The organism is Streptomyces sp. NPDC107562, from assembly GCF_055657325.1.
Window position 1 is genome coordinate 43,609 of the sequence record NZ_JBVKBE010000011.1, and the last position, 15,964, is coordinate 59,572.

The 15,964-nt window shown below is 66.9% G+C and carries 15 protein-coding genes and 4 pseudogenes; 7 read left to right on the forward strand and 12 right to left on the reverse strand.

The window, feature by feature from the left end; all coding sequences use genetic code 11:
- Positions 1-35: 35 nt before the first annotated feature.
- Both ACZ7LV_RS26965 and ACZ7LV_RS26970 read left to right on the forward strand, forming a co-directional pair.
- On the forward strand, positions 36-506 hold the full coding sequence (locus ACZ7LV_RS26965; protein ID WP_471942900.1) for a hypothetical protein: 471 nt from the start codon (positions 36-38) through the stop codon (positions 504-506).
- 271 nt (positions 507-777) lie between these two features.
- Positions 778-1,128 (forward strand): annotated as a pseudogene (locus tag ACZ7LV_RS26970) (helix-turn-helix domain-containing protein); the annotation flags it as partial.
- A gap of 37 nt (positions 1,129-1,165) precedes the next feature.
- Here ACZ7LV_RS26970 and ACZ7LV_RS26975 read toward each other — a convergent pair.
- Positions 1,166-2,275 carry an SPFH domain-containing protein gene (locus ACZ7LV_RS26975; RefSeq protein WP_471942902.1) on the reverse strand — a complete coding sequence of 370 codons (1,110 nt, stop codon included), beginning with the start codon at positions 2,273-2,275 and terminating at the stop codon, positions 1,166-1,168.
- A gap of 29 nt (positions 2,276-2,304) precedes the next feature.
- Positions 2,305-2,742 carry an NfeD family protein gene (locus ACZ7LV_RS26980; protein WP_471943211.1) on the reverse strand — a complete coding sequence of 146 codons (438 nt, stop codon included), beginning with the start codon at positions 2,740-2,742 and terminating at the stop codon, positions 2,305-2,307.
- A 449-nt stretch (positions 2,743-3,191) separates the two neighbouring features.
- Between ACZ7LV_RS26980 and ACZ7LV_RS26985 the strand changes: the two genes are divergently transcribed.
- Both ACZ7LV_RS26985 and ACZ7LV_RS26990 read left to right on the forward strand, forming a co-directional pair.
- Entirely contained in the window at positions 3,192-3,572 is a 381-nt protein-coding gene (locus ACZ7LV_RS26985; RefSeq protein ID WP_471942904.1) for a type II toxin-antitoxin system PemK/MazF family toxin, read from the forward strand.
- A 424-nt stretch (positions 3,573-3,996) separates the two neighbouring features.
- Positions 3,997-6,135, forward strand: a complete 2,139-nt coding sequence (locus ACZ7LV_RS26990) for a SpoIIE family protein phosphatase (RefSeq protein WP_471942906.1) — start codon at positions 3,997-3,999, stop codon at positions 6,133-6,135.
- Between the two features lie 30 nt (positions 6,136-6,165).
- Here ACZ7LV_RS26990 and ACZ7LV_RS26995 read toward each other — a convergent pair whose 3' ends face one another.
- Positions 6,166-6,720: a transposase gene (locus tag ACZ7LV_RS26995; protein WP_471942908.1), complete on the reverse strand. Its 555-nt coding sequence runs from the start codon at positions 6,718-6,720 to the stop codon at positions 6,166-6,168.
- A complete protein-coding gene (locus tag ACZ7LV_RS27000) occupies positions 6,717-7,292 on the reverse strand; it encodes a helix-turn-helix domain-containing protein (protein WP_471942910.1) in 576 nt (191 codons plus the stop codon). The genes ACZ7LV_RS26995 and ACZ7LV_RS27000 overlap by 4 nt, the downstream gene beginning before the upstream one ends.
- 152 nt (positions 7,293-7,444) lie before the next feature.
- On the opposite strand from ACZ7LV_RS27000, the pseudogene ACZ7LV_RS27005 reads away from it, so the two are divergent.
- Positions 7,445-8,273 (forward strand): annotated as a pseudogene (locus tag ACZ7LV_RS27005) (IS5 family transposase).
- Here ACZ7LV_RS27005 and ACZ7LV_RS27010 read toward each other — a convergent pair.
- The 5 genes and pseudogenes from ACZ7LV_RS27010 to ACZ7LV_RS27030 all read right to left on the reverse strand — a co-directional run bounded on the left by ACZ7LV_RS27010 (position 8,270) and on the right by ACZ7LV_RS27030 (position 12,387).
- Positions 8,270-8,620, reverse strand: a complete 351-nt coding sequence (locus ACZ7LV_RS27010; protein WP_471942912.1) for a DUF2750 domain-containing protein — start codon at positions 8,618-8,620, stop codon at positions 8,270-8,272. The pseudogene ACZ7LV_RS27005 and the gene ACZ7LV_RS27010 overlap by 4 nt on opposite strands.
- A 57-nt stretch (positions 8,621-8,677) precedes the next feature.
- The gene (locus ACZ7LV_RS27015; RefSeq protein ID WP_471942914.1) at positions 8,678-10,360 is read right to left on the reverse strand and encodes an ISAzo13 family transposase; all 1,683 of its coding nucleotides are present in this window, start codon (positions 10,358-10,360) and stop codon (positions 8,678-8,680) included.
- 91 nt (positions 10,361-10,451) lie between these two features.
- Positions 10,452-10,910 (reverse strand): SMI1/KNR4 family protein, encoded by a 459-nt coding sequence (locus tag ACZ7LV_RS27020; protein ID WP_471943213.1) that lies wholly within the window; start codon positions 10,908-10,910, stop codon positions 10,452-10,454.
- Between the two features lie 134 nt (positions 10,911-11,044).
- A pseudogene (locus ACZ7LV_RS27025) lies at positions 11,045-11,854 on the reverse strand (IS5 family transposase).
- Between the two features lie 107 nt (positions 11,855-11,961).
- Positions 11,962-12,387, reverse strand: coding sequence for a hypothetical protein (locus ACZ7LV_RS27030; protein ID WP_471942916.1), 426 nt, complete (start codon positions 12,385-12,387; stop codon positions 11,962-11,964).
- A gap of 277 nt (positions 12,388-12,664) precedes the next feature.
- Here ACZ7LV_RS27030 and ACZ7LV_RS27035 point away from each other — a divergent pair, with 277 nt between their 5' ends.
- Positions 12,665-13,018, forward strand: a complete 354-nt coding sequence (locus tag ACZ7LV_RS27035) for a hypothetical protein (protein WP_471942918.1) — start codon at positions 12,665-12,667, stop codon at positions 13,016-13,018.
- A gap of 171 nt (positions 13,019-13,189) precedes the next feature.
- Here the strand turns inward: ACZ7LV_RS27035 and ACZ7LV_RS27040 are convergent.
- Positions 13,190-13,327 (reverse strand): annotated as a pseudogene (locus tag ACZ7LV_RS27040) (GNAT family N-acetyltransferase); the annotation flags it as partial.
- Between the two features lie 265 nt (positions 13,328-13,592).
- Between ACZ7LV_RS27040 and ACZ7LV_RS27045 the strand changes: the two are divergent.
- Positions 13,593-14,153, forward strand: coding sequence for a dihydrofolate reductase family protein (locus tag ACZ7LV_RS27045; RefSeq protein ID WP_471942920.1), 561 nt, complete (start codon positions 13,593-13,595; stop codon positions 14,151-14,153).
- Between the two features lie 46 nt (positions 14,154-14,199).
- Here the strand turns inward: ACZ7LV_RS27045 and ACZ7LV_RS27050 are convergent, their stop codons facing one another.
- Positions 14,200-15,108, reverse strand: a complete 909-nt coding sequence (locus ACZ7LV_RS27050) for a hypothetical protein (RefSeq protein ID WP_471942922.1) — start codon at positions 15,106-15,108, stop codon at positions 14,200-14,202.
- A 64-nt stretch (positions 15,109-15,172) separates the two neighbouring features.
- Entirely contained in the window at positions 15,173-15,637 is a 465-nt protein-coding gene (locus ACZ7LV_RS27055; RefSeq protein WP_471942923.1) for a hypothetical protein, read from the reverse strand.
- Between the last annotated feature and the right edge of the window lie 327 nt (positions 15,638-15,964).

Sequence of the window (15,964 nt, forward strand, 5' to 3'; positions counted from 1 at the left end):
CAAGTCCTGCATACCGCCCCACATGTTCGTGCCGCATGGTGAGCCTCGCGCTTGGGCATGAACTCGCCCAGGGAGTGGCCGCCGAGGCCCTCCGGCACCGAGGGGGAAACTTGTTGATGAACCTCCGCAGGAGACTGACCAGTGCGGCCGCTGCCGGCGTGATGGCGGCGGCCGCACTTGTGTTCGGCGGCGCACAGCCAGCCGCCGCCGACCAGATCGGCACCTGCCCTTATCCGAAGGTATGTCTGTACAACTCGACTACCTACACAGGGAATTACTACGCCTCCTACCAGGTGGTGACGAACTACTACCAGGTACCGCCGTCCCGGAGGCAGCCGATCACCGTCGTCAACACCCGTAACGACGACATTGCGTGGGTCCGGTACGTGGCCTTCGGCAATCAGTTCACGACCTGCCTGACACCGGGGGCCCGGTTGTACGTGAACCCGGCGGGCGGCAACGCCACGGTCACGGGAATCATGATCCATTCGGCTTCTACCTGCTGACACGGAAGCTCGGTGCGAGGGGGCGGAGCACCCGCAGGGTTCTCCGCCCCCTCGCCTCCCTTGGTGGGTCGGCGCCAGCTTGAAAGTCACCGGACTCGTCCTGGGGGCAGCGGTCGCCGGCCCCGTCGCGACATGGTCCCTTCCACGAGCCTTGGCTCTCGCAGCGATGTACATCTGCCGACCGTCCGAGGACGGTGCGATCTCGCGTTGATCAGGCCGGGCTGCCGGTGGCTTCTTGGTTCACGGACTGGTGCGGGGGCTCTTTTGCACGGAACTAGAGGATCCCGTCATGCGCGCCGCCGACCTGCTCGTGTATCCCGTCCGCACCCGCGACCGGCAGGCCATGGGTGAATTCGTCCGCGCCGCCCCTCGACGCTCTCGCCACGGCCCGCGGCGGCGCCCGGCCCCTCCTGGGCACCCTCACCACCTATTTCGATCCGGGCTGTGTGGCCGCCGAGGCGACTCGCCGCCTCACCCTCAGCGTGCAGGGCCTTGAGACCTACCGGCTGGAACGCATCTAGAACTCACCGGTGCCCATCCGGCCGATCCGGCCCACCGCTACATGCTGCAGACCAGGGTGATCGGCGCACGGTTGCTGGACTGGCCCGCCGAGGACTTCTGAAGCTCCCCGACAGCGTCCGAGCCGGTTACCGACGGGCTCAGTCGGTGGACGTCTGCGTCCGGCGAGGCGTCTGGGGCGATTTCGCGGCCTCGGCCTCGGCCTTAGCGTCGCTGACTGCGGCGGCGGCCTGCCTTTCGGCCTCGTCCGCTGCCGCGGCAGCATCCAGGGAAGCCGGCCGGCCTGCGGTGAGCTCGGGCGGCCGTCCGTCGCTCGACGTGTCATGCGCGCCTGCGGTGGCTGCCTCCGCCGGTTGCGCCGTGCCGGGAGGGCTCGCCGGCGACTGATCACCGAACGCACGGGTGACGGTCCGGACAGCCTCTGTCAGCTCCCCCGGGATCACCCAGAAAGTGTTGTTGTCGCTGCCCGCCAGATGCGGCAGCGTCTCTAGGTACTTGTAGGCCAGAACCTTCGGGTCGGCATTGTTGCGATGAACGGCCTGGAAGACGAGCTCCACCGCCTTTGCCTCACCGTCCGCTCGCAGGATCATGGCCTGCTGCGTGCCCTGCGCCTCCAGGATGTCCTTCTGCTTCGTCCCCTCCGCCGTGAGGATCTTGGCCTGGCGCTCCCCTTCGGCGTGCAGGATGGCCGCACGCTTGTCACGTTCAGCCCGCATCTGCTTCTCCATCGCTTCCTTGATGGTGTGCGGTGGATCGATGGCCTTGATCTCGACACGGTTGACCCGGATGCCCCACTTGCCGGTGGCATCGTCGAGGACGGCACGAAGCCGGGAGTTGATCTCCTCACGGGAGGTGAGAGTCTCCTCCAGGTCCATGCTGCCGATGACGTTCCGCAGAGTGGTCACGGTGAGCTGATCGATCGCCTGCAGATAGTCAGCGACCTCATAGGCTGCCGCCCGCGGATCGGTGATCTGGTAGTAGAGGACGGTGTCGATGTTCACGACGAGGTTGTCCTCAGTGATCACCGGCCTTGGGTCGGACGAATAGACCTGCTCACGCACATCCAGTTTGGTGTTGATGCGGTCCGCGACCGGCACCACAAAATTGAGGCCGGGCTGCAGCGTCCGGCGATATCGACCGAACCGCTCGATGTTGTAGCGGCGCGCCTGCGGAACGATCCGCACAGTGGAGGCCACGAGGAAGACGACGACAATGGCCGCCACAAGGGTAAGAATGACAACCGGCTCCACGGTGCCTCCGTTGCTAGGGGTTCAACCGTTCACGGAAGGAGTTCACGGGGATACACAATGGCCGTGGCGCCTTCGATCTCCATGACATCCACCAGGGCCCCCACCGGGATCACAAGGCTGTCGTCGAAGGCACGGGCGGACCACTCCTCGCCGGACAGTTTGATCAGACCGCGGGTCGCGGTGACCTCCTGCATCACCTCGGCCCGCTTGCCGATCAGCGCATCGCTGCCCTCGCGCACCAGCGGTTGCAGCGCCATATGCCGCAGCGCGACCGGACGGACGATGAAAAGGCCCGCTGCCGCCGCAGCAGCCAGGGCAAGGAGCTGTCCGAAAAGCCCAACACCCACACCGGCAACCACGGCAGCAACCAGCGCAGCACCGGCCAGCAGCCCCAAGACCAGTGTCAAAGTGAAGAACTCCGCGACACCCAGCGCCGCGGCGGCGAGCAGCCATGCGAACCAGGGCATCGAATCGCCCTCCCTCAGAGGCCTTCTCCCCCAAGTTACCGTTCGAACCGCCAAGCAGAACAGACACCGCGACTGGGTCCGTGAGCGTCTCTGCGCGGGCCGCCTTTCGGGCAGGACGACGAGGGAGTGGCAAACACTCACGCCGTCCGTCAGGGGCGCGGGCCCGAAGCGAGCAAGATATGGGTCTTCGCGAGGAGTGCCTTCCTGGCGAAACGAAACTGCCGACTTCCGGGCCTGGCGCCGCGATTCGACCCGCGTGAACCGTCCCGCCATCCGGCTCATCAGGCCCTCGAACGCCTCCTACCAGCGGACAGGATCTATGCTGCGAACTGCAGCCACCGCATGATCGTTTGCCTTCACACACCGATGATCAACAGTGGCCGCACCCGTCTCCACACCGCGTCAGGGTCGCGCAGCTTCTGCCTGCCGTCCTGTGTATCGGAGGGCTTGTGCAACGTGGCGAAGTCTGGTACGTCCAGTTCGACGAGCGGAGGTTGGTCGTACTGCTCTCAGGAGATGACGCGTCCGGGTTCCGGGTGATGCAGGTCGTCGCTCCGGCCGGTGTCGACATCAGCGGACTGGGCATCGAAGTGATGGTCGGCGCCGGTGAAGGGCTGCCGTTCGAAGGCGTGCTGCGGCTCGCGTTCCCGCGTCCGGGCTTCACCCCGTGCACATGGTTCACCACCGTGTCCCGGGACGACCTGATAGAGCGGGCGGCCGTCCTGTCCCCCGGGAAGCTCAGCGAGATCGACGATGCCCTCCGACTCGCTGAACAAGCACAGGAGCGGACCCCGGCAACGACCGCGAAGCTCAGCGAGAGTGGGCGATGAAGCCGTCGTCATTCCGTGTCGGCTCTATCAGGATGAGCCGTCCGTCAGCATGGTGCACGCGCTGACGGGGTTGCGGCAGACGATTCTGCACTGTCTGTACTGCTGGCACAGCGACGGACTGGTGCGCCGGCGTCACCTGGAGCACATCGCCAGTTCCGACGAGCCGTGGGCGGTGCCGTTCATGGCAGTCGGCCGACGAGTACGTCTTGGAGATCCAGGATGGTTGCCATAGATCGGATGATGAGGCAGGGGCAAGTGCTGCTCCCATCGGGCGGGGGAAGGGGGCGGGCGGGCCGCGCCTCGATGCGCAGGCTCACAGCGGCCGACGTGTGTCGACAGGGGGCACATGTGACGCGCTGCGGGGTGATCCTGCCGCCTGGCTGCGATGCTTTACTCATCTGCGACTAGTTGCATACTGTACTTTATGTCGGCTTTGCCCACCCGTGGGCCCGAGGTACTCGTCCCGCTGTTCGACCAGGTGGTCGAGGAGAGCGGCGCCCATGGTGGCCTGCTCCTGCTGCTCCCGCCGGGCGAGCCCATGCTCTTCGCCACCCTCATCAGCGGTTTTCCCGCCAAGTACGCCGACCCGTGGACGCGGATCTGGCTGCAGTCGAATTTCGCCATCGCCCGGTCCGCACGCGAGCGCCGGCAGATCTGGATGGGCCCGAACGAGCGGGCGCTGCTCTACCCCGAGTCGGCCGTCGCGGCACCGTACCCGTACGCCGTCATCGACACACCCTTGGTCACCGGCGACACCCTGTGGGGCGTCCTCAACCTCCTCTGGCCCGGTTCCCACCCGCCCGAGCCCGTTCCGGAGGAGCTGAGGGTGGTCGACGCGGGGGCCCACCGGCTGAGCAAACTGCTCAACCGGTGCGCCGAGGACGGGCGACCGGTGCGGCCCCACCGCCGGCCGCTCGTCGTTCCTCGACAAGAGGCGAACCACTTCAGGGCAGGCGAGGCCCGTGCGGGCGCCCACTTCGCGGAAAGGCTCCCCGGAGGCTGCCTGGCGATGAATCTGGAGGGTGAGGTCACCTTCGTGACCGCCGCCGCCGCGGATCTCCTCGGCACTTCGGCAAGCGACTTGATCGGGGCGCTGCCCTGGGAGGCTCTCCCCTGGCTCAGCGATCTCGTGTACGAGGACAGCTACCGACGGGCGCTGTTCACCCGGCTGCCGACCTCGTTCACCGCACTGCGCCCCCCCGATGTATGGCTGTCCTTCCGTCTCTTCCCCGGCGCCTCCGGTATCAGCGTCCGTATCCAGCGCGCCGCGGCCTCCGCCGAGAATGCGATCTCCGGCATCCCGGCACGCACGGCCGAGGCGGCGGCACTCACACCGGCGACGGACGAGGCACCTACCCGGGTCGGCTCTCTGTATCACCTGATGCAACTGGCCACCGTCCTCAGCCAAGCCGTCGAGGTGCAGGACGTCGTCAAGATCGTGTGCAGTCCCGTGATGTCTGCTTTCGACGCCGAAGGCATTGCCCTGCTCACCGTGGACGGGGCCAGGCTGCGCCTCCTGGGCCACCGGGGAATCACCGAGGAGGCCACCAAGATGATCGACGGCCGACTGGTGGACACCGCGACCCCCGCCGCCCGCTGCATCCTGGAACAGGAGGCGTTGTTCTTCTCGAGTGCGCAGGAGATGGACCACGCCTTCCCCGGCTGGTCGGCCCGCAGCCGCTTGTCCTCATTCGCATTGATGCCCCTGACGGCTTTGGGACGACCGGTCGGCTGCGTGGCGTTCGGCTACCGTGAGCCGCATCGGTTCGGATCCGGCTACCGGACCCTGTTCACCTCGCTGTCGGGGCTGCTCGCCCAAGCGCTGGACCGGGCCCAGCTCTTCGACACCCAGCACCAACTCGCCCGGCGACTCCAGGATTTGCTGCTCCCCACAGCTCTGCCTGATATCCCGGGACTTCAGGTCGCCGCGCGCTATCGGTCCGCGACCCGGGGCGCGGAGATCGGGGGCGACTTCTACGACCTCATCCGGCTCGACTCCGGCTGCGCGGCCGCGATCGGCGACGTCCAGGGGCACAACGTGACCGCCGCCGCCCTCATGGGGCAAGTACGCACCGCCGTGCACGCCACCGCGGGCACCCGCCCCGACGAGGTGCTCACCCGCGCCAACAAGCTGCTCACGGACCTGGACGCCGGGCTCTTCACCAGTTGCCTCTACGCCCACGTCGACTTCGCCACCCACCGTGCCGTGCTGGCCACCGCAGGTCATCCACCGGCTCTGCTACTGGATCCCGAGGGGCAGGTAACCATCCTGGACGTGCCCCCGGGACCGCTTCTCGGCATTGAGCCGGACGCCCTCTACACCCCGATGGAGACACCCATGCCGCCCGGCAGCGCTCTGCTGCTCTACACCGACGGACTGGTCGAGACCCCCGGGACCGACATCGACGTCTCCCTCGCCGGGCTCGCCGACCACCTGCAACAAACAGCCGGGTCGCCACCGGACGCCATAGCCGACAGACTGCTCCGCCAGGCACCCGGAACCACCGCCGGCACCGACGACGTGGCGTTGATCCTCATCCGCCGTGAAGACGATCATCACTAGGGTTGAAGACGGGCCCTAGTGCTGGATTCCTCAAAGGAGGTACACATATCGGCGTCGTAGGGAGCGCGTTGGCGGCGGGGTTCGTCCCCAGACCCATGGACGGGCATGGGAGTTGAGCTGGTTGGTTGCGAGGTTCGTGGCCTGGGCGATGTCGTCGGCGTTTGCGAATGACCGACCGGCGAGGGCAGTTTTGCGGAAGAGGCGCCACCAGCCTTCCTGCAGGTTGAGCCAGCACGCGCCGACGGGGATGAAAGCGTGGTGGATGCGAGGATGGTCCTCGAGCCAGGTCCGGGTGGACAGACTGTTGTGGCTGGACAGGTTGTCGGTGACGATCCAGATCTCCCCGGTCGGGTTGGCGTCTTCGACCTGTTGCAGAAATCGCTGGTAGGAGACGCTGTTGCGGGAGGAAGCGGTCATGGTGATCTGCTGGCCGTCCCGGACGCGTAAGGCACCGTAGACCCAGGTCTTCTCGGGTCCACGGCTGTAGTCGAGCTCCGCTTTGATCCGGTGTCCGTCGGGTGACCAGGTGGGTGCGGGCGGAAAAGTCCGCGGGATCACCGGCCCCAGCTCGTCGGCGCATATCACCGTCGCGTCGTCGGGCGGCTGGGTGTAGAGGCCGATGATCCGTGTCCTTTTGGGACGAAGTCCGGGTCCTTCGACCGCATCCAGGAACGCGTGCGGCGCCAGCGCACACCCTCGGCAAGCAGGATACGGCGAACCTGCGAGCGGCCCACCTCGATCCCCGCGGCCCGCGCCGCCGCGGCCAGGGAATCCAGCGTCCACTCGGCCGGCCCGGACTCGTCGAAGGCCCACAGTTCCCCGACGGGCTCCCACCGCAGTCGCCCCGGCGGCACGGTCTTGACCAGGGAAATGATCCGGGATCGTTCCTGCTCGGTGATCCGTCGTTTGCGGCCCTGCCCGCCCAGATCATCTAGTCCCCGCAGGCCCACGCGATTGAAGCGGTGCAGCCAGCAGCGGACCGTCTTCTGGCTGCAGTCCAGCTCCACCGCGATCGCCGGCACCCGCAGCCCCGACCAGCTCAGCTCGATCATCCGGGCCCGCATCACCGCATCCCGCGGTGCCTTCCGTGCCCGCGCCAGGCGGCGGACGACGGCCCTCTCGTCCTCGTCACGCTCCGGTCGTGCCCACAAAACCATCGCCCAGCACCCGCCCCCGAGCACCCTCAACTACCCCGCCACCACGACATATACCCAGCTAAAGAGGAATCCAGCACTAGCAGCAAGAACTCCTAATGAAATGATCTTCGAGGTGGTGGATCACTCTGGGACTGTTGATCCGGGGGTGCGCGGTGGCTCGGCCGAAGCCGTGGGAAGTCGACGACGAGTTGTGGGTGGTGATCGAGCCGCTGTTGCCCAAGATCGAGCGTCGGACCAGGCATCCAGGACTCAAGCGGCATCCGGACCGGCTGGTGTTCCAGGGCATCCTGTTCGTGCTGCACACGGGGATCGCCTGGGAACACCTGCCGCAGGAACTCGGCTTCGGGTCGGGCATGACCTGCTGGCGGCGTCGAGCCGAGTGGACCGAGGCCGGGGTGTGGTCCCGGCTGCACGAGGCCCTCCTCGCCAAGCTGCGTGGCGCGAACGCCTGGTCTTCTCCCGGGCAGCGGTCGACGACTCCCACGTCCGCGCGTTAATAGGGGCCCCAAGACCGGACGAAGTCCTGTCGATCGGGGCAGGACGGGCAGCAAGCACCACCTGATCACCGACGCCACCGACATCCCGCTCGCCGTCACCCTGACCGGCGGCAACCGCAACGACGTCACCCAGCTGATCCCACTCCTTCAGGCCGTGCCGCCCGTACGGGGCAAACGCGGCCAGCCTCGGCGCCGCCCCGACGTGGTGATGGGCGACCGCGGCTACGACCACGACAAGTACCGCCGCCTGGTCCGGGACTTGGGCGTGACGCCGCTGATCGCCCGCCGCGGCACCGAGCACGGCTCCGGCTTGGGAACCCAGTGCTGGGTTGTCGAGCGCGCCTTCGCCCACCTGCGCTGGTTCCGCCGACTGCGGATCCGCTGGGAGATCCGCGACGACATCCACGAAGCGCTCCTCACCCTTGCATGCGCACTCATCTGCTGGCGGCGACTGGGCGCTCTGGTGAGCGGTGCCCTGGGCTAGTCAGCCGCCTCCAGCCGGTTGAGGACTTCTGTCGGAGCGAAGCTCCAGCCGACCAGACGGGGCCCACTCCAGTTGAGGCCGATCACGAGTCCATCCTGGGCGACATCAGGCAGTACGCGATCGCACCAGGTATCCAAAGGCATGGACTCAACACGAAGTCCGCACCCCCAGATCTTCGCTGCCCTCTGGGCACGGGGCGAGGTCGACCAGAAGGGGAGACTTCGCGTGCCGTCCGCGGAGAGATGAGTCGGGCTCCCGTCGTCATCCCGGACAAGCCAGACCACTTTGCTTTGGCGGACGTCTCGGAAGAATGCCGCCGCTTGCGAACCGCTCTGACTCATGGCCATCGAGCCTACCGTTCCACAACAGTCATTTCGCTAGGGCTTCTTAGGGCTTGCCGGAAATCAACACGTCGGTTTGATCTTGTTTTCGTCGAGGTTGAGGAACTTCGCAATGTCAGTCGACGTGCGGAAACGGGCGGTCGAGGCAGGGATGTGAATGCCGTGGGCTTCCAGGAGCGGGCGGACGTCTTTCGCTGCGCGGCTGATGGTCATGGCGGTGGTGTTGAAGAGCTGGCCCAGGAGGTCCATGGTCGCGAGTTTTCGCAGGTGGAGCACGGTGGCCAGGATCCGGTCTGCTGAGGTGAGCTTGGGTTTGGCGCCTGTGCCAGGGGCCACCAGGCGCTCGTGGCCTCTGCGGGTCCGGAGCACTTGCTCGCGTTGCATTTCCATCGCTGGAGTCAGCACGTCGATGAGTTCGTTGAGCTGCCGGTGGGTCATCCCGGTCAGTTCTGGGTCCTGGAGCGAATGCCGCGTGAGGCGGGCCGGTCTGTCCGCCGGGGCCTCGTCCTGTGTGCTGGTGGTGGTCGCTGTGTCCGTTGGGCGCTGGGGGTGGAGGGTGTAGTTCCAGTCGCCGTGGAAGCGGTGGCGGGTGATGGGCAAGGCAGCGATCTCGTCGTCGCTGACGCGGATGCCGGTGGGGTACTCACCGCTGTCGAGTTCGGCCTGGACGGTGAGGCCGGTGCGGCTGGTGGTCGCGGCGATGGTCTGCAGCATGACTTCGTGGCTGGTCAGGGGCCTGCCTCGCCAGTTCATGGTGATGTGGGAGAACAGCCGGTCCTCAATCTTGTTCCACTTTGAGGTGCCGGGCGGAAGGTGACACACCGTGATCTCAAGGCCGGTCTCGGCGGCGAGGTCGGCGAGTTGGGTCTTCCAGCCGCGGGTGCGGTAGCCGTTGGAGCCGCCACCGTCGGCGGTGATCAGCAGCCGGCGGGCGCGGGGGTAGTCGTGCTGGCCGACCGCCTGCCACCAGCGGCGGATGGAGGCGACGGCGAACGCCGCCGTGTCGTGATCGGTGCCGATGCTGACCCAGCCGGTGTTCGCCGTCATGTCGTAGATTCCGTACGGAATCGCCTTCTCGGCCTGGCCGGGGAAGTCGTGCGTCTTGACCCTCACGGGCTGCCCTGCGGGCTGCCATTCGTGCCCGGCGTTCTTGTAGTCGCCGATCAGCTCCTTCTTCTTGCTGTCCACGCTGATCACCGGGTCCCCGGCGTCCCTGTGGTCTCGTGCCTGCTCATTGAGGTAGCGGAACTGGGCGTCCCTGTCGGGGTGCTGGGCACCTTCGATGGTCTTGGCGTTGGCCTGCAGGCTGAAGCCTTCTTCTCGCAGCAGGCCGGCGACGGTGTCGGCGGAGACTCGATGGCCCTGGCGGGTGAGCTCCGCTGCCAGCTTCCGGGTCGACTTCGTCGTCCAGCGCAGCGGCGACATCGGGTCGCCCCGCTCGTCGGGCTCGACCAGCCCAAGCAGAGCCGGCCGTAACCCCGGATCGAGGTCAGCCGCCCTCTTCCGGCCACCACCAGGTCGACGAATCCGCCCCGACGGCACCTGACCAGAGTCCAGTTCGGCCGCTCCGCGAGAGACCGTACCCTCCCGAACCCCGGCCGCTGCGGCGACCAGCCTGATCCCACCGTGCCCCAGTGACAGCGCTTCCGCCCCTATGGCCAGCCGACGCTGACGTTCATCGAGATGCGGCAACAACAACTGGAACTTCGCAGCCAGGACATCTTCGATCCCCTCCGGTCTCCCCATACCAGAACAACGAGCCCCACAGATGGAAGCCACGACTTGTTTCCCGGCAAGCCCTTACCGCGGCTAACACAATGAAGTATTGAGGATCCAGCTATAGGTATCCCGGCTCGCCGTTGGCGACGAACCGAGTCAGGGATCGCTCCAGCAGCTCGAGAAACTGTCGCAGGTCGTCAGCTACCCGGTCGAGCTCGGGTTCGTCCAGCGAGGCGGTTCGCGTCCGGTAGACCACTCCGCCAGGGCTAGCGACATAGGACAGGCCGCCGCCGTTCGAGCCGATGATCAGGCCACCGGCCTTCTTGTCCGCGCTGACGTCGACAGCGCCGTACTGCTTGAACCGCAGAAGGACACCAGCTGCCGGGTCGACGAAGTAGCCATTGCCGACGTCCGCCCAGGTGACGTCACCGATGTTGTCGTAGAAGGTGACCAGGTCGGCAGGGACGATGCTGGCCTGGGCAAGCGTGCGAGCCGCTGCCTGGTCGGCGTGTTCGGCCAGCCGGACCTCATTGGCTCCCGGGGGAAAGCCGTGCCGATGCTCGAACTCGTCTGTCATTGTCTTCAGGGCCTCCGAGACCCTGCTCGCCCACGAGGCCAGCCAGGTGGGCGAAAGCGAATGGTCACTCATGAGGCCGGATCATGGCACGGCCCGCGGACATCCATGGTGCGCTCACCAACCCTGCCCGAAGGTCAGCGCAAAGTCCTGAGCTGCCGGTGGGTGATGAGGCAGCAGGCGAGTTTGAGGAAGGCTTCGTGCATGTCGGCCCTGCGTTCCCAGCGGATGCGTAGGCGCCGAAAGCCGTGCAACCAGGCAAACGTCCTCTCGACCACCCAGCGGTAGGTGCCCAGGCCAGTGCCGTGCCGTGTTCCTCGCCGGGCGATCGCCGGGACGATGCCACGAGCGCGGACCTGATCACGGTAGACGTCATGGTCATTGCCGCGGTCCGCGAGCAGGAGTCGCGCTTGCGGCGCGGCCGTCCGACGCTGCCACGGACGGGCGGGACCGCGTCGAGCGGGGGAAGAAGCTGGGTCACGTCGTTGCGATTGCCGCCGGTCAGCAGGACGGCGAGCGGAGTGCCGTGTCCGTCAGTGATGATGTGGTGCTTCGAGCCGGCCCGCCCACGGTCGACCGGCGACGGGCCCGTCTGGCTCCCCCTTTTTAGCGCCCTGACGTGCGAGGAGTCGACGACGCAGCGGGACCAGTCCAGCCGGGAGGCCGCGTTGAGCTCGGCCAGTAGGACCTCATGCAAGCGTTGCCAGACACCAGCCTCGTTCCAGTCCCGCAATCTGCGCCAGCACGTCATGCCGGAGCCGAAGCCGAGCTTTTGAGAGATGCTCCCACTGGATTCCGGTATGCAGCACGTACAGGATCCCGCAGAGCACCTCCCGGTCGGGCAGCGGCTTGCGGCCGGGATGTCGGAAGCGTCGCTCGCGCTGCGGTAGCAACGGCTCCAGGCGGTCCCACAGCTCATCCGGCACGATCCACGGTGACGTCCCCACAAGGAGCCGAACGCTCAACTCCCGCCCCGGACACGTTCAACACCGCCTGCCCACCTCAAGGCGAGCCCTCCCTGCTCCTCTGCACTTGCGCTGGTGAGGTGATCGAGTCAGGAACGCCTGTGTTCGCGGCTGAGTTCGTGGTAGCCGCGGAAGTCGAAGAAGCGCAGGCCGTCGATCACTGCTCCAGACAGGATTTCCGGCAGCGTCCATGGGTGAGTGGTGTAGTCGTCCGCTGCCACGCCTCCATGCTCAAGCAGCAGAGCGATCAGCTGGTGAACCTGTGCGGTGCCGTCGATCCGCCCGGAGATGTCGATCTGCACCGCCCAAGTGGGGTGGTGCCCGATGGCCGCTGCGAGGATCGCAACATCCTCAGGATCCCAGTCGGAGAAGAGGTAGCCGGTCTGCTCATCATCGATGTCGATGTAGAGGTTGCCGTCCAGAGTCCACGGATGGCGCTGCTCGGGCAGATACCTGTCGAGCGAGGCAACGGTTCGAGCTCGCTGCCCTGTTGGAAACGCGAAAACAGTTCGCATGGGTGGAGCGTAGGCAGTTCAGCTTCGTGGCCACCACGGATTTCAGGGACGGTGCCGGACCGTCGACGTGGTGGAGCGGTTGGCGATGTCTGCGTAGGTCGGCAGGCCGAGATCGACTGTGAAGAATCGGCGGACTGTTTCGGATCGAGCTCGTCCAGGAATCCCCGTACGGTCGATCACGTTCGTTGCATCGTTCCGCAAAGCCCCTTGTGCAGGTGCCGTGATGGTTGGCGCGACTCGAGACCCGTCCCAGCACGGCGTCAATACCCTCGGTGAGGTGACTTCGGATGAGATGCGCAGACCACCGGCGCCAGTCATGGCAGTGATGGCTTTCATGGCGCTGCCGGCCGCCGCCATCCTCGTGATCGCGATCGTGGTCTCCCTCGCAGAAGGCGATCCCGCTGGTCTCCTGCTCGCCCTACTCGCGGTCCTGCCCGGTGCGGCGGCCTTCGGGCTGTGGCAGGGCAACCGCGGCGCCCGGGTCGTGGCAATCATGATCGGTGTGGCGGCCATTCCCGCCAGCAACGCCTCCGGCGTGTACAGCGGCGCACCGATCATCTATGGGGTGACCATCATCCTCCTACTGATAGCACCCAAGTCGTCCCGCTCTTGGTTCAATCCTCACCGCTGATCATAGAGAATTGAAGTCCGTTTCGCCCTTCTCGACGACCGCGCAGTGCGCTGGATGCTGTTCCAGAGGCGGTTCACCCGCCCGAGCTCCGGGCACGCATGCGGTCTACACACACGCACACCGGCCACCCCGGCGATGACGTCATACAGCCTTCTGATTGACGTAGCCCAGCTACGCCAGGCCCTCGGAGGCGCACAGCCGATCTGAGACTCCGCCAACTTCGGTCTGGAGCAACTGGCAGGCGGCGCCGTTCTGGTGGCCCCAGTGCATGGCGGCGCGCCAGAGGGCCCGTCCGTAGCCGTGGCCCCGGCCTGCGGCAGCAGGCGCAAAGCGCCCCTAGCGTCAATCATGGTCTCCATTTCCGCCGTTGGCGCGACGGCGAGTTGGTCACAGAGCTGCACCACCGGCCGCGCGGCCGGGTCCGCGAACGGGCCCGGCGGAACCGCCGGAGCCGCGGCAGTGCCAGACGCAGACCTTCGCAGCGATGACCGTGCCGTTGGGTCGGGCATTGTCACCGGCGCGGGCTAGTGTGCTGCGGGACACACGCGTAGCCCCGACCTGGGAGAAGGCTCGCATGGCCAAGTTGATCTACGTGTTCAATGTGTCCCTGGACGGCTACATCGCCGACGCGGACGGCAATTTCGACTGGGCCGTACCGGACGAGGAGTACTACTCCTTCATCAACGACGTGCTGCGGCCGGTCGGGACCTACCTGTACGGGCGCCGACTGTACGACATGATGGCTGTCTGGGAGACCGACCCGTCCATCGCGGGCCAGTCGCCCGGGGCGCGGGAGTTCGCGGAGATCTGGCAGGCCGCCGACAAGGTCGTGTACTCCAGGACGCTGGAGTCGGCCCCCACCACCCGGACCCGGATCGAACGGGACTTCGACCCCGAGGCGGTTCGGCGGCTGAAGGCATCTTCCGAACGCGACCTCACCGTCGGCGGGGCCGCCCTCGCCGCCCACGCGATCGCCGCAGGGCTGGTGGACGAGTACCACCTGTTCGTCGGCCCTGCCGTGCTGGGCGGCGGCAAGCCCTTCCTCCCCGACGGGGCCCGGCTCCGCTTCGAGCTCATGGACGAACGCCGGCTCACCAGCGGCGTGGTCTACCTCCGCTACCACACCCAGGCGTGAGCACCCGGTGCCGCCGGGGCGGGGCAGATCGGGTGCGCCGGGGTGCTCAGCCGGTCTGCCCCCGGAGGACCTGGCGGGCGATTCCCAGCTGCCTGTCCCGCAGCGCGGTGCGGTCCTTGAGCACGTCGGGGTGACCGTCGAGCCAGCGCTGCTGCATCACGGCGAGTCTGGCGTACGCGGTGCGCAGGTATCCGGTGTCCTGCTTGCAGTGGACGTCCGCCTTGGTTGCGGGGTGGGTGCGGATGTCCGCGTCGGGCGGCAAGGCTCTGATCAGGTCGAGGGGGTCTTCGGCCTGGACACGGTTGGCGAGCATGCACTGCCGCCAGCTCTCGTTCGCCTTGCGGAAGAGGGAGTCGTGCTTGAGCCACGTGAACGCTGTTTGCTCCCCTTCGTTGAGCTGCATCCGCAGTTCCGTCCACCGCACCCGGCCGTCGCCCAGCATGTGCTTCTCCGCGTCGGCCTGGCAGCCGCTCGCCGGCATGGTCACCTCGAGCAGCTTGCCCTTGACGGAGATCTCGTTTCCGGGTTTGCCGTAGAGGGCGCGGTTGAAGGCCTCTCCTTGCGGCTGCTCCGGTGGAGCCTGCTTCTGGCTGTCCGCCCCGATTTCTTCGAGGGTCTCGAGACCGAACGGAGTAGGGCGGGACACCGCCGCGTCACCCGCCTTCGCCACGGGAGCGGGCTTGAGGGTGAATCCGCGCTCGGCCATGCAGGCGACGAGGACCTGCTGCTGGGCGGTCGCGATCTGTTCGCCGCTCCGGGTCCAGGCGTAGAGCTGGGTGTAGATCGGCGGACGCAAGCCTTGTACGGCCAGTGCGGCCGGGGACGGCGGACGAGGGGGCCGGGGTTCGGGGTTCTGGGCCCTCGCGTCGGCGAGCGCCCAGATCGTTGCGCCCACAGTGGCGGTCAGGACGCAGGCGGCGACGTGCCGGCGAGTGCCGTGGAAGCTCAGTGCCATGTGAATCCTGTCGAGGTCCGGAACGCGCGGGCCCGGTTTGCGCCGGGCCCGCCGTTCACCGAGGTCAGAAGCAGTCGGTCGACGTCCGGCCCGGGAGCGTCAGCCGGCTGGCCCGGTCCCGGAGGCCGGAGGGCAGCGGATCGCCGCTCTGCGTGCCCGGCTGGTCGACGGTGGAGGCGGAGTTGACGTAGTGACCGGGGTTCAGGCAGAACAGGAAGCCCGTTCCGTTGGTGTTGTCCCAGTAGTGGCTCTCGTAGTTCCCGGTGCTTGAGTTGCTGGCCGAGTAGACGTTGTTGTTGACCGGGCGGTTGAGACCGTTCCCGCTCACGTTGTATTCGTCGAAGGTGTCGTTGGAGAAGTCCGGATCGGAGTTGAAGAAGGACTGCCGTGCTGAGTTGATGTCGGTGTAGAAGACGCAGTGGTTGCCGTTGGCGCAGTTGGGGCCGGCGGCCGAGGGGGACGCGCCGACCAGTCCGAGCGTGGCGATCATGGCGGCCACTCCTGCGACTGCCGCGAGCTTTGTGCGCATGTGCTGTCCTGCCTTCCCAGTGATCCGCTGATGGGTGTTCCGAGCGCTTCCCGAGCTGAGCCCGAGCTTCACGCTGTGTCCTTTCGCGTTCTCTACGGCGCCGACGTCATCTCCAGGGCGGGGGTGCCTGTTGGACTGGTCGGCGTCGTTCTGGAGGGGCGCACCGGTTCCTTCCTTGATCGGAGGGGGCAAGGAGCCGGTGGGCCCGGTACGGGAAGCGATCGTTGTGAGACGCGGTATAGGAGCCGTATAAGTCCTGATGGGGATGCGTGCGGCAGGTGATCGGACGTGGCTTCGGCCGGCTGCGCATCGCGGATCCTCGAGGCA

What these genes read in the sequence shown, in the direction of transcription:
- ACZ7LV_RS26965 (WP_471942900.1), top strand. Translation starts at nt 36, where the DNA reads ATGGTGAGCCTCGCGCTTGGGCATGAACTCGCCCAGGGAGTGGCCGCC.
- ACZ7LV_RS26980 (WP_471943211.1), bottom strand. Translation starts at nt 2,742, where the DNA reads ATGCCCTGGTTCGCATGGCTGCTCGCCGCCGCGGCGCTGGGTGTCGCG.
- ACZ7LV_RS26990 (WP_471942906.1), top strand. Translation starts at nt 3,997, where the DNA reads ATGTCGGCTTTGCCCACCCGTGGGCCCGAGGTACTCGTCCCGCTGTTC.
- ACZ7LV_RS27000 (WP_471942910.1), bottom strand. Translation starts at nt 7,292, where the DNA reads ATGGTTTTGTGGGCACGACCGGAGCGTGACGAGGACGAGAGGGCCGTC.
- ACZ7LV_RS27010 (WP_471942912.1), bottom strand. Translation starts at nt 8,620, where the DNA reads ATGGCCATGAGTCAGAGCGGTTCGCAAGCGGCGGCATTCTTCCGAGAC.
- ACZ7LV_RS27015 (WP_471942914.1), bottom strand. Translation starts at nt 10,360, where the DNA reads ATGGGGAGACCGGAGGGGATCGAAGATGTCCTGGCTGCGAAGTTCCAG.
- ACZ7LV_RS27020 (WP_471943213.1), bottom strand. Translation starts at nt 10,910, where the DNA reads ATGACAGACGAGTTCGAGCATCGGCACGGCTTTCCCCCGGGAGCCAAT.
- ACZ7LV_RS27030 (WP_471942916.1), bottom strand. Translation starts at nt 12,387, where the DNA reads ATGCGAACTGTTTTCGCGTTTCCAACAGGGCAGCGAGCTCGAACCGTT.
- ACZ7LV_RS27045 (WP_471942920.1), top strand. Translation starts at nt 13,593, where the DNA reads ATGGCCAAGTTGATCTACGTGTTCAATGTGTCCCTGGACGGCTACATC.
- ACZ7LV_RS27050 (WP_471942922.1), bottom strand. Translation starts at nt 15,108, where the DNA reads ATGGCACTGAGCTTCCACGGCACTCGCCGGCACGTCGCCGCCTGCGTC.
- ACZ7LV_RS27055 (WP_471942923.1), bottom strand. Translation starts at nt 15,637, where the DNA reads ATGCGCACAAAGCTCGCGGCAGTCGCAGGAGTGGCCGCCATGATCGCC.